This is a genomic window from Pseudomonas sp. KH_046_2, assembly GCF_057838985.1.
Genome location: NZ_CM174480.1, coordinates 4602189 through 4614503 on the forward strand (window position 1 = coordinate 4602189; position 12315 = coordinate 4614503).

Annotated in this window: 10 protein-coding genes; 2 read left to right on the forward strand and 8 right to left on the reverse strand. The window is 61.6% G+C overall.

Features of this window, described 5'->3' with window-relative positions; genetic code table 11:
* Nucleotides 1-47: 47 nt before the first annotated feature.
* From AC3IX1_RS20790 to AC3IX1_RS20810, 5 genes are all read right to left on the reverse strand, one after another.
* The gene (locus AC3IX1_RS20790) at nucleotides 48-1865 is read right to left on the reverse strand and encodes an ABC transporter ATP-binding protein (protein WP_489385639.1); all 1818 of its coding nucleotides are present in this window, start codon (nucleotides 1863-1865) and stop codon (nucleotides 48-50) included.
* Complete coding sequence (locus tag AC3IX1_RS20795; protein ID WP_489388769.1) at nucleotides 1858-2460, reverse strand: DsbA family protein; 603 nt, start codon at nucleotides 2458-2460, stop codon at nucleotides 1858-1860. Before AC3IX1_RS20795 ends, AC3IX1_RS20790 begins: the two co-directional genes overlap by 8 nt.
* Nucleotides 2461-2496: 36 nt before the next feature.
* Nucleotides 2497-3438 (reverse strand): oxygen-dependent tRNA uridine(34) hydroxylase TrhO, encoded by a 942-nt coding sequence (gene trhO / locus AC3IX1_RS20800; protein ID WP_489385640.1) that lies wholly within the window; start codon nucleotides 3436-3438, stop codon nucleotides 2497-2499.
* 102 nt (nucleotides 3439-3540) lie between these two features.
* Nucleotides 3541-3840, reverse strand: a complete 300-nt coding sequence (locus AC3IX1_RS20805; protein WP_150765645.1) for a BolA family protein — start codon at nucleotides 3838-3840, stop codon at nucleotides 3541-3543.
* Between the two features lie 12 nt (nucleotides 3841-3852).
* Nucleotides 3853-4377 (reverse strand): DUF2059 domain-containing protein, encoded by a 525-nt coding sequence (locus AC3IX1_RS20810; RefSeq protein ID WP_007997268.1) that lies wholly within the window; start codon nucleotides 4375-4377, stop codon nucleotides 3853-3855.
* 191 nt (nucleotides 4378-4568) lie between these two features.
* Here AC3IX1_RS20810 and AC3IX1_RS20815 point away from each other — a divergent pair, with 191 nt between their 5' ends.
* Nucleotides 4569-5963, forward strand: a complete 1395-nt coding sequence (locus AC3IX1_RS20815) for a class II fumarate hydratase (protein ID WP_489385641.1) — start codon at nucleotides 4569-4571, stop codon at nucleotides 5961-5963.
* A gap of 130 nt (nucleotides 5964-6093) precedes the next feature.
* On the opposite strand, the gene AC3IX1_RS20820 is transcribed toward AC3IX1_RS20815, so the two are convergent.
* The 3 genes from AC3IX1_RS20820 to pap all read right to left on the reverse strand — a co-directional run bounded on the left by AC3IX1_RS20820 (nucleotide 6094) and on the right by pap (nucleotide 10111).
* Complete coding sequence (locus AC3IX1_RS20820) at nucleotides 6094-7053, reverse strand: DMT family transporter (protein ID WP_489385642.1); 960 nt, start codon at nucleotides 7051-7053, stop codon at nucleotides 6094-6096.
* A gap of 247 nt (nucleotides 7054-7300) precedes the next feature.
* Entirely contained in the window at nucleotides 7301-8485 is a 1185-nt protein-coding gene (locus AC3IX1_RS20825) for a thiolase family protein (protein WP_489385643.1), read from the reverse strand.
* A 102-nt stretch (nucleotides 8486-8587) separates the two neighbouring features.
* On the reverse strand, nucleotides 8588-10111 hold the full coding sequence (gene pap / locus AC3IX1_RS20830) for a polyphosphate:AMP phosphotransferase (protein WP_489385644.1): 1524 nt from the start codon (nucleotides 10109-10111) through the stop codon (nucleotides 8588-8590).
* Between the two features lie 153 nt (nucleotides 10112-10264).
* Between pap and mnmC the strand changes: the two genes are divergently transcribed.
* Complete coding sequence (gene mnmC, locus AC3IX1_RS20835; RefSeq protein ID WP_489385645.1) at nucleotides 10265-12244, forward strand: bifunctional tRNA (5-methylaminomethyl-2-thiouridine)(34)-methyltransferase MnmC2/FAD-dependent 5-carboxymethylaminomethyl-2-thiouridine(34) oxidoreductase MnmC1; 1980 nt, start codon at nucleotides 10265-10267, stop codon at nucleotides 12242-12244.
* Nucleotides 12245-12315: the final 71 nt, after the last annotated feature.

A 12315-nucleotide genomic window follows, 5' to 3' on the forward strand; every position in this document is an offset into this window, starting at 1 on the left:
GAATTCGGTCGCGATCATGTTTTTTATTGTATTGAATCGGCGGCTCGCTACAACTGCTGCAAATGCCCATACAGCTTGGCGTATAACCCACCCTCGGCAATCAGTTGCTGGTGATCGCCATCCTCCGCGATCTGCCCGCCGTCAAAAACCAGCACACGATCGGCCTGTTTTACCGCCGAAAGACGGTGGGCAATGATCAACGTGGTGCGATTGCTCAGAAACCGCGCCAGCGCCTGGTGCAGGTTGTATTCGGTGGCAGCGTCCAGCGCGGAGGTGGCCTCGTCCAGAATTACCACCTTGGGTTCGGCCAGTACCATTCGGGCGATGGCCAGGCGCTGGCGCTGCCCGCCGGACAAACGTACGCCGGAGCGTCCGACGATGCTGTCCAGGCCATTGGGCAAATCCCGGACCGTGCCGTGCAATTGGGCGATTTCCAGCGCCTGCCAGCAGGCCTCGTCACTGCGTTCGCGGCCCATGGTCAGGTTGGCCCGGATGGTGTCGTTGAACAGCGCCGGATGTTGCAGGACCACGGCAACATTTTCCCGCACGGTTTCCAGGCCGATCTCTTGCTGGGTCGAACCGCCGAAGCGAATGGTACCGGCCAGCGGCGTGTACAAGCCCAGCAGCAGTTGCACCAGCGTGCTCTTGCCACCGCCACTGGCGCCGACGATCGCGACCTTTTCGCCGGGGGCGATGGACAGGTTCATCTGGTTCAAGACCAGCTCATCGCCGTAACCGAAGCTCAGCCCTTGTACTTCCAGCCCGACCGTTTCACGGCCGACAAATGGGTCGACGCCGCCCGGGTACTCGGGCTCATCGGCTCGAGACAGCAACTCGTTGATCCGCGACAGCGCACCGCCAGCGGCGTAGTAGGCGTATTGCAGGTTCAGCAGTTGTTCAACCGGGCCGATCATGAACCACAGGTAGCTGAACACCGCGAGCATCTGGCCGATTGAAAGGTCGGAAAACAGCACGGTGAGCATCGCCGCGGCCCGGAAAATATCGATGCCGAACTGGAACAGCAAACCGCTGGCCCGATTCGACGCATCGGTTTTCCATTGGGAATTCACCGCATAGTCGCGCACGTCCCGGGCGCGTTGCCCCAGGCGACCGAGGAAAAACCCCTGGCGGTTGCCGGCGCGAACTTCCTGGATGGCATCCAGCGTTTCGGTCAGTGCCTGGGTAAAGCGCGAAGTGCTGTCGTTCTCGAGTTTCTTCAGGTGCTTGACCCGCTTGCCCAATTGCACCGTGGCATAGATCACCAGCGGGTTGAACAGCAGAATCAGCAATGCCAGTTTCCAGTGCATCCACATCAGAATGCCCGCCGTACCGACCAGGGTCAGCATGGCCACAAGGAAACGGCTGAGGGTTTCGCCGACGAATTTGTCCAGCGTGTCCAGGTCAGTCACAAGGTGCGTGGTCACCGTGCCGCTGCCCAGGCTTTCGTATTCGCCCAGGGAGATGCGCTTGAGCCGTTCGATCAGCCGCACGCGAATCCGATAGACGATGTCCTTGGCCAGCCCGGCGAACAATTTTGCCTGCACTACGTTGAACATCAACGCCGCGCATCGCAGGGTCAGGGTCACCAGCAGCATCAGGCCGATATAACCCGCGGCCTTCTGCCAGCCTTCGGGCAGCGCGTGGTTCATGATCTTCAGCGCGGCATCACCATGCCCCAGCAACACCTCATCCACCAGCAACGGCAGGAGCAAGGGAATCGGCACGCTGCACAAGGTCGCCAGCACGGCCACGCCGTTGGCGATCCACAGGGATTTCTTGTGATGCAGGGCCAGGCGGCGGATTTCCGCCCAGCTCAGACGGTCGACACGTTTAGCGGGTGCGACATCATCAGGCAGGTCATGCACAGGCAGCACGCTCCAGCCAGCGGCCGAGTAGCGAGGACAATTCGCTCAACGGCTGATAGCCATTGGTCAACAATGCCAGTTGGCCGTTACGCTCGGCCAGCAGAGTGGGGAAACCGGCAATACCCAGGTCCTGGACCCAGGTGAAATCAGCCGCCGTCGCGGTGTGCATATCGGCGCGGTCAAACGCCGCGGCGAATTCGATGCGCGGCAGACCGGCCTGTTCGGCCAGTTCCACCAGCACGCTGGCGCGGGTGACGTCGCGTCCTTCGGCATAAAATGCCTGCTGAATCAGCCCGAGCAGCTTCCAGGCACAATCCGGCGCCAGTGCGCGCGCCGTGACCAGCGCCCGGCAGGCAGGCTCGGTGTCGTAGACAAAGCCATCGGGTAACGCGCCGTCAAACTTGAAGGGCTGACCGGTGGCCTCGGTGACCGCATGCCAGTGTTCCAGGATGTAGCGTCGGGTGGTCGGCTCCAGCGCCGCACCGCTACCGGTGCGCAAACCACCCACGATCAGATGCACATCCACACCCGCGGCTTGCGCCTGCTCGACCAGTGCGTTGGCCACCGGGGCAAACCCCCAGCACCAGGAACACATCGGGTCCATCACATAGAGCAGGCGCGCAGACATGGTTCAGGCCTCGGAGGATGCTTGCTTGTAGTTGAAGCCGATCGGGTGAGGCTGGTTGCGAGCCTTGGCCAGTTCGATCTGCTTCTGCCGGTCGATCGCGCTGCGACGGGTCTTCTCACTCAGCTTATCCCAGCAATGCGGGCAACTGATGCCGGCCACGTAATGCTCGGACGCGCGGTCTTCCACGCTCACCGGCGTGCGGCAGGCATGACATTGATCGTAGTCGCCTTCGCTCAGGTCATGGCGAACCGTCACGCGGTTGTCGAACACGAAGCAGTCGCCCTGCCACTTGGTTTCTTCCTGCGGGACCTCTTCGAGGTACTTGAGGATGCCACCCTTGAGGTGAAAAACCTCACCGAAGCCCTCGCTGAGCATGTAGCTCGAGGCCTTCTCGCAGCGGATGCCGCCGGTGCAGAACATCGCGACCTTCTTGTGCACGGCCGGGTCGAAGTTGGCTTTGATGTAATCGGGAAATTCGCGAAAACTGGTGGTTTTCGGGTCGATGGCGCCTTCGAAGGTACCGATCGAGACTTCGTAATCGTTACGGGTGTCGATCAACAGCACTTCCGGGTCGCTGATCAGGGCGTTCCAGTCCTGCGGATCGACGTAGGTGCCGACCTTTTTGTTCGGGTCCACGCCTTCCACGCCGAGGGTGACGATTTCTTTCTTGAGTTTGACTTTGGTGCGATAGAACGGCTGATCGTCGCAGTACGACTCTTTGTGATCGATGTCGTCCATCCGCGGGTCGCTCTTGAGCCAGGCCATCAGCCCGTCGATGCCTTCGCGGCTGCCGGACACGGTGCCGTTGATGCCTTCTTCGGCAATCAGCAGCGTGCCTTTGATGCCGTTGTCGACCATCGCCTGCAGCAGGGGCTCGCGCAGGGCGACGTAATCTTCCAGGGTGACGAACTTATACAGTGCCGCCACGACAATCTGTTGTGTCATGGGTGAATCTCCAGGTGGCTACCCTCGTAAGGGGTGAACCGGATGCGAAAAAAAACGCGCCGGGTTAGCGGCGCGTTGGGCATTCTAACAAAAAACCGGCGTTTAGTGCTTGCTGCCGCCGGCACAGGTCGGCGAGGCCGGAGCCGCGTCGATCCGGGCCCATTCCTCTGGCGTGTAGGTATGCAGCGCCAACGCATGGAACTCCCCCATCAGCTCGCCAAGCGTGCCGTAGACCTTCTGGTGGCGCTTGACCCGGTTCAGGCCTTCGAACTGCGCGCTGACCACCACAGCCTTGAAATGGGTTTGCAGCCCACGGCTGTGCATGTGGCTTTCATCCAGCACTTGCAGATGCTCGGGCTGAAGCAGGCCCAACGTCGATTCGATGCGTTGTTGCATGGTCATACCGAACTCCGCTTAAGGCTTTTTCTTGGCTGGAGCAGCCGCGTCTTTCGGCGTCAGCTCGGCGGTCATGTCAGCCAGCAGCTTGTTGACCACAGGCACCGCGCTTTCCAGCTTGGCCTGGGTCATCTGGGCCGATTGCTGGGTCAGCTGAGGCATTTTTTCCAGGACTTTCTTGCCCAGTGGCGACTGGTAGAACGCAACCAAGTCCTTGAGCTCGGATTCGGTGAAGTTGGTGGTGTAGAGCTTGACCATGTCCGGTTTCAGCTTGTTCCAGCCAATGGCCTGGTCCAGAGCGGCGTTGGCCTTGGCCTGGTAGGTTTCCAGCACGGCCTTTTTCGACTCAGGGGCTTTGGTTTGTTCGAAACGCTGGGCAAACATCTGCTGTACTTGCATGTACACCGGGGTGCCCAGTTTGTCAGCGTGCGCCATGGTCAGGAAAGCCTCGGCACTGGCGTTATGGCTGGCGGTGTCGGCAAGAACCTGGCCGCTGGCGCAGACCAAAGCAACGGCGGTACAGATGGCACGAAGACGAGTCATCGAGTTTCCTTTTCTAGCTGGCGAGGTAAGACCCCAAGGGCGTCCATTCTGCGCCTAAAAAAGTGTGTCGCTCAACCCCAAGCCTTGTCGCGCCTGATTTAGAGGGGTTGAATGGTCAAATTCAGACTGATGGAACCACGGCCGTCGATCACGGCCTAAACTGCGCTATCGGACCTACAGGAGTGAGCAAGATGAGCCGTATCGAAACCGACAGCCTCGGCCAGGTTGAAGTCCCGGATGAAGCCTATTGGGGCGCTCAGACGCAACGCTCGCTGATCAACTTCGCCATCGGCAACGAACGCATGCCGCTGGCCGTGTTGCATGCCCTGGCGCTGATCAAGAAAGCCGCGGCACGGGTCAATGATCGTAACGGCGACGTACCTGCCGACATTGCCCGCCTGATCGAGCAGGCAGCCGACGAAGTGCTCGCCGGCGACCACGACGACCAGTTTCCGCTGGTGGTCTGGCAAACCGGCAGCGGCACCCAGAGCAACATGAACGTCAACGAAGTGATCGCCGGTCGCGCCAACGAGCTGGCGGGCAACCCGCGTGGCGGCAAGTCCCCGGTGCACCCCAACGATCACGTCAATCGCTCCCAGAGTTCCAACGACTGCTTCCCCACCGCCATGCACATCGCCGCCGTCCAGGCGGTGCAACAGCACTTGCTGCCGGCGATCAGTGAACTGTCCGGCGGGCTGGCCGAGCTGGCCGCCCGCCACATGAAACTGGTCAAGACCGGCCGTACCCACATGATGGATGCGACACCGATCAGCTTCGGCCAGGAAATCTCGGCCTTCATCGCGCAACTCGATTACGCCGAGCGGGCAATCCGCAGCGCACTGCCCGCAGTCTGCGAACTGGCCCAGGGCGGAACGGCCGTCGGCACCGGGCTGAACTCACCCCACGGCTTCGGTGAGGCCATCGCCGCAGAATTGGCCGCCCTCTCCGGCTTGCCGTTCATCACCGCGCCGAACAAGTTCGCCGCGCTGGCCGGCCATGAGCCGCTGACCACGTTGTCCGGCGGGCTGAAAACCCTCGCCGTGACGTTGATGAAAATCGCCAACGACCTGCGCCTGCTGGGCTCCGGCCCGCGCGCAGGCTTCGCCGAAGTCAGGCTGCCGGCCAATGAACCGGGGAGTTCGATCATGCCGGGCAAGGTCAACCCGACCCAGTGCGAAGCGCTGTCGATGCTGGCCTGCCAGGTGCTGGGCAACGACGTCGCCATCGGCTTTGCCGCCAGTCAGGGCCACTTGCAGTTGAACGTGTTCAAACCGGTGATCATCCATAACCTGTTGCAATCGATCCGATTGCTGGCTGATGGCTGCAGCAACTTCCAGCAGCACTGCGTGGCCGGCCTGGAACCGGATGCGGAAAAAATGGCTGAGCACCTGGAGCGAGGCCTGATGCTGGTGACGGCGCTCAACCCGCACATTGGCTATGACAAATCGGCGGAGATCGCCAAGAAGGCCTACAGCGAAGGCCTGACCTTGCGCGAGGCGGCGCTGCAGCTCGGGTATCTGACTGACGAAGAGTTCGATGCGTGGGTGAGGCCGGAGAATATGCTGGAGGCTGGGGCCAAGGGCTGAATCTGTAGCGCCTGACAGGCCGTCATCGCGGGCAAGCCACGCTCCCACAGGTTTTGTGTCGTCCACAAAATTGATGAACGACTCGAAACCTGTGGGAGCGTGGCTTGCTCGCGAAGAACGATGACGCGGTCTAACTGGCTGCCATCCGCACCTTCCGCGCCTTCAACCCGGCAATCAACGATGGCCCCAACGCCACCAGCGCCGACCCCAGCACCACCAGCACCGCACCGCCATATCCCAGACCATTGATCGTCTCGGCATGCACATAGTCGGGCCATAGCCACGCAGCCATGGCAACCGCGGCAAAAGTCACCAACGGCGTAATGGCCAGCGTTGCGCTGACCCGGGAGGCTTCCCAATGGGCCAGGGCCTCGGCAAACGCACCATAGGCAATCAGGGTGTTGAGACAGCACGCCAGCAGCAACCAACCCTGCAACGGGTTCAATTGCAGCGCTTCGAGCGGATGCACCCACGGCGTCAACAGCGCCGCGCAAAACAGGTAGATCACCATCATCACCTGCAGCGAATTCCACACCGTCAGCAATTGCTTCTGCCCCAGGGCATAGAAGGTCCAGACCGTGGATGCCAGCAGCACCAGCAGCACGCCGGCGGTGTAGTCGGTCAGCGATGTGAGCAACTCACTCAAGCGCTGGTTGAAAAACAGCGCAAAGCCGATCAGCAGCACCAGCAGGCCGATCCCCTGCCCCAGGCTGAACCGTTCCTTGAACACAAACAGACTGGCGATCAGCAACATGATCGGCCCCATCTGCACCACCAGTTGCGCGGTACCGGGGCTGAGCAGGTTCAGGCCCATCAGATACAACACATAGTTACCGACCAGGCCGAGCACCGCCATCAGCACCAGCCAGCCACCACAAGATCCGAGTACTTTGCGGCTGGGCAAGCGCCTGGTGGCCGCCAGGTAAATGAACAGGCAGCCGCCGGACACCAGCAGACGAAACCAGGTCACCGTCACCGGGTCCATCACCAGCAACACTTGCTTGAGCTTGATCGGCAGGATTCCCCACAACAACGCGGTCAACAAGGCCAGGAACAGACCGTAACCCCAGCGACCCGATGAAATGTGCATGTGAACCCCAACGCCAACTGACAGGAGCCGTCATTCTAGGCCCGCAGCGGTGGCGTACACAGACACAGTTTCGGTCTGGCCGCGAATGAAACTGTGCGGGTCGTAATCTTCAGGTGATGTTTTTTGACCGTGGTGCACTCATCGCGAGCAAGCTCGCTCCCACAGGAATCTGTTGTACGACACAGATCCCTGTGGGAGCGAGCCTGCTCGCGAAAGCTATCTGGCAGACAACGAGAAGTATCGAGGCTTAATGCACCGCCTCAAACAACCCCGTAGCCCCCATCCCGCCACCTACGCACATGGTGACGATGCCGTACCGCAGATTGCGTCGCTGCAATTCACGAACGAGATGTCCGACCTGGCGCGAGCCGGTCATGCCGAACGGGTGACCGATGGAAATCGATCCACCGTTGACGTTGTACCGGGCGTTGTCGATTTCCAGGTGATTGCGGCTGTACAGGCACTGCGAGGCGAACGCCTCGTTGAGCTCCCACAGGTCGATGTCGTCAATCCGCAAGCCTTTGGCCTTGAGCAGTTTCGGTACCGAGAACACAGGGCCGATGCCCATTTCGTCCGGCGCGCAACCGGCCACGGTAAAACCGCGGAAGAACGCTTTCGGCTTGAGCCCCAGTTCCAGCGCTTTCTCCAGGCTCATCACCAGGGTCATGGACGCGCCGTCGGACAGCTGCGAAGAGTTGCCCGCCGTGACCGAGCCATCCTCGGCGAACACCGGTTTCAACCCGGCCAGACTTTCCAGGGTGGTGTCCGGGCGGTTGCAGTCATCGCGATCGACGATGCCGTCGAGGATCTGTGCCTGACCTGTGGCCTTGTCTTCGACGCGATACTTCACCGCCATCGGCACGATTTCATCGGTGAACAGCCCGGCAGCCTGAGCCTCTGCGGTGCGCTGCTGGCTTTGCAGCGCGTAGAGGTCCTGTTCTTGGCGGCTGACGCCGTACCGACGCGCGACGATTTCAGCAGTCTGGCCCATCGGGAAGTAGATGCCCGGCACCTGTTCCTTGAGCAACGGGTTGATCAGGTTGTCGGTGTTGACGCTCTTCATGGTCAGGCTGATGGACTCGACGCCGCCGGCGACGATGATGTCGCTGCAACCCGAAGCAATCTGGTTGGCGGCAATGGCGATCGCCTGCAAGCCCGAGGAACAGAAGCGGTTGAGGGTCATGCCGGCCGTGCCGATACCCAGGCGCGAGAGCACCGCGACATTGCGACCGATATTGAAACCCTGGGCGCCTTCGTTGGAGCCAGCGCCGACGATGCAGTCCTCGACGCTCGCCGGATCGATACCGGAGCGCGCCAACAGTGCATCGACACAGTGTGCCGCCATGTCGTCCGGGCGGGTCATGTTGAATTTACCGCGAAAGGATTTGGCCAGGCCGGTCCGCACGCTGTCGACGATCACCACTTCACGCATGACATACCTCATTGTTGTTATCGGTTGAGAGTGGACCGAGCATAAGTCCAGCGCTTCACCGACCGCGACAATCATTCACCTCGCGTATGCGTAACCATCGCTTCAATCCTTGTCCTTACGCTTCTTGTCCTCATGCCGGTCGGATTTTTCGAAAGCCTCCTCCAGTGCCCGGTTGATGGTGCGCAAGACTTTGACCCGTGCCCAGCGCTTGTCGTTGGCTTCCACCAGGGTCCATGGCGCAATCTCGGTGCTGGTACGGTCGACCATGTCACCGACCGCCGCACGATAGTCATCCCATTTCTCACGGTTGCGCCAGTCATCTTCAGTGATCTTGAAACGCTTGAAGGGGATCTTTTCGCGCTCCTCGAAGCGCTCCAGTTGCGTCTGTTTGTCGATGGACAGCCAGAACTTGACCACGATCACACCGGGGTCGGTGAGCTGTTCTTCGAAATCGTTGATTTCACCGTAGGCACGCAGCCAGTCCGCCGGGCTGCAAAAACCTTCGATGCGCTCCACCAACACCCGGCCATACCAGGAGCGGTCGAACACGGTGAACTTGCCCCGGGCCGGCAGGTGCCGCCAGAAACGCCACAGATACGGTTGCGCCCGTTCTTCCTCGGTGGGCGCGGCAATCGGCACGATGCTGTACTGGCGTGGATCAAGCGCTGCCGCTACCCGGCGGATCGCCCCGCCCTTGCCGGCCGCATCGTTGCCCTCGAACACCGCCACCAGCGCGTGGCGACGCATGCGCTTGTCACGCATCAACCCGGAAAACCGCGCCTGCTCGGTGATCAGCTGTTCCTCGTAATCATCCTTGTCCAGGTGCAGGGTCAGGTCCAGGCTGTCGATCAGGTTCACTTGATCGACACTGGGGAACACTGGCGCGGCGCTGACCTTTTCTGGATGGATCGTCGGTCGCTTCAATGCGCCCTGCAGACCCGCCAGCAGAATCCGCCCCACGGCCAGGCTGCGATAATGGGCATCCGCCCCGGCGATCACATGCCAGGGTGCATAGTCGCGGCTGGTGCGGCGCAGCGCCCGTTCACCATACTTCACGAACCGGTCGTAGGTTTGCGACTGCTGCCAGTCCAGCGGGCTGATGCGCCAGCTGTGCAGCGGGTCGTCGGCCAGCGCCTTGAGGCGTGCCTTCATTTGCTTCTTGGAGAGGTGAAACCAGAACTTGAAGATCAGCGCACCTTCATCGCAGAGCATCTTTTCCAGGCGTTCGGCGGCATTGATCGCCTGGTCCAGTCGCGGATCCTTGAACTCGCCATGGACCCGTCCCTGCAGCATCTGGCTGTACCAGTTACCGAAGAAAATCCCCATGCGCCCCTTGGCCGGCAGCATCCGCCAGTACCGCCAGGCCGGCGGCCGCGCCAGCTCTTCATCGGTTTGCTGATCGAACGTGCGCACCTCGATCAAGCGCGGGTCCATCCACTCGTTGAGCACCTTGATCGTCTCACCCTTGCCGGCACCTTCGATGCCATTGATCAAAATGATCACCGGAAAGCGGCGTTGCTGCTGCAATTCGAATTGCGCTTCGAGCAACGCTTCGCGCAGGGCCGGTACTTCGGCTTCATAGGTGTCTTTGTCGATGGCGTGATCGATTTCGGCGGATTCAAACATGAGCGGCTCCCTTCCAGATGTGAGCAAGACTAGCGGATTGAACTGAAGGCCAGCAGAGATTTTCCCCGTCCCGGCCAATGCATGCCTTGCCACGGATCAAGCACCGCACCCGCGATCGGCTAGAATGGCCGCCTTGCCGTTGCCGAGCCTGCCATGAAACCTGTATTGCCCCACGCCCAGCTCGACTGGGACGACCAAGGTCGCCCGTATTCGCGAGTGTTCGACGATGTGTATTTCTCCGACCAGTCGGGGCTGGACGAAACCCGCTATGTATTCATCGAGCAGAACCGCTTGGCCGAACGTTTTGCCGCCTTGCCCGAGGGTGGGCGGCTGGTCATCGGTGAGACAGGGTTCGGCACCGGGCTGAATTTTTTGTGCGCCTGGCAGGTGTTCGAGCAACACGCCGCGGCCGGTGCGCGGCTGCATTTTGTCAGCGTCGAGAAGTACCCGCTGAGCCCCGACGACTTGCAACGGGCCCTGGCGCTGTGGCCGGAACTCAAGGTGTTTGCCGATCAACTGCTTGAGCAATACGTGGCCATCCATCAGGGCTTTCAGCGCCTGACGCTGGACCACGGCCGCGTGACCCTGACGCTGTTGATCGGCGATGCACTGGAGCAACTGCCGCAACTCGATGCCCGAATCGACGCCTGGTTCCTCGATGGTTTCGCACCGGCGAAAAACCCCGACATGTGGACCGCCGAGCTGTTTGCCGAACTGGCGCGCCTGGCCGCTCCCGGCGCGTCCATCAGCACCTTCACCAGCACCGGCTGGGTGCGGCGCCTGCTCAACGCCGCCGGCTTCAAGATGAAACGCACCCCCGGCATCGGCCACAAATGGGAGATCCTGCGCGGCGAGTTCCTCGGGTGGCCCCAGGAAACACCGGCCCCGGCTCTGGATAAACCCTGGTTCGCCCGCCCGGCCCCGCTGACCGGCGAGCGCCAGGCACTGGTGATCGGTGCCGGCCTGGCCGGTTGTGCCAGCGCCGCCAGCCTCGCCGCGCGGGGCTGGCAAGTGACAGTGCTGGAGCGTCACGACGACATCGCCCGGGAAGCCTCGGGCAACCCGCAGGGCGTGCTCTACCTGAAGTTATCCGCCCACGGCACGGCGCTGTCGCAAATGATCGTCAGCGGATTCGGCTACACCCGACGCCTGCTCGAACACTTGCAACGGGGCCGCGACTGGGACGATTGCGGCGTGTTGCAACTGGCTTTCAATGCCAAGGAAGCCGAACGCCAGGTGCAATTGGCCGCGGCGTTTCCGGCGGACTTGCTGCACCTGCTGGATCAACCCGAGGCACAGGCCGTGGCCGGTATCGGGCTGGCACAGGGGGGCCTGTTCTATCCCGAAGGCGGCTGGGTCCACCCACCGGCGCTGTGCCAGTGGCAGGCTGCGCATCCACAGATTCAATTGCTCACCCATCACGATGCGCTGGAACTGCGCAAGATTGAAGGCCGTTGGCAGGCCTGGGACGGCGAGCGATTGCTTGCCGACGCCCCCGTGGTGGTGCTCGCCGGCGCAGCCGAAATCCAGCGTTTTCCCGAGAGCGCCGAGTTGCCGCTCAAACGCATTCGCGGGCAAATCACCCGCCTGGCACAAACCCCGCAAAGCCAGGCCCTGAGCACAGTGGTGTGTGCCGAAGGCTATGTCGCCCCTGCCCGCTTGGGCGAACACACCCTGGGGGCCAGTTTCGATTTCAAGAGCGATGACCTGACGCCGACCACGGCAGAACACCTGGGCAACCTGGCCATGCTCGAAGAGATTTCCCACGATCTGGTCGAGCGTCTACAGGCCGATAAACTTGCTCCTGAAAGTCTCCAGGGCCGCGCCGCTTTTCGCTGCACCAGCCCCGACTACTTGCCGATCGTCGGGCCTTTGGCTGACACCCAGGCGTTCACTCAGGTGTATGCAGCGCTGGGCAAGGATGCCCGGCAGGTGCCGGACGTCGAATGCCCATGGCTTGACGGTTTGTACATCAACAGCGGTCACGGCTCGCGCGGCCTGATCACCGCGCCGCTGTCCGGAGAACTGCTGGCGGCCTGGCTCGACAACGAGCCTCTGCCATTGCCCAGAAGCGTGGCCGAAGCCTGTCATCCCAATCGGTTTGCCTTGCGGCGTCTGATCCGGGGCAAGTAATTGATACCGCCGTCGAGGGTGCCCGCACAGCGGCCCTCGGCCTGGGCCTCGCCCACTTATAACTCATCGGT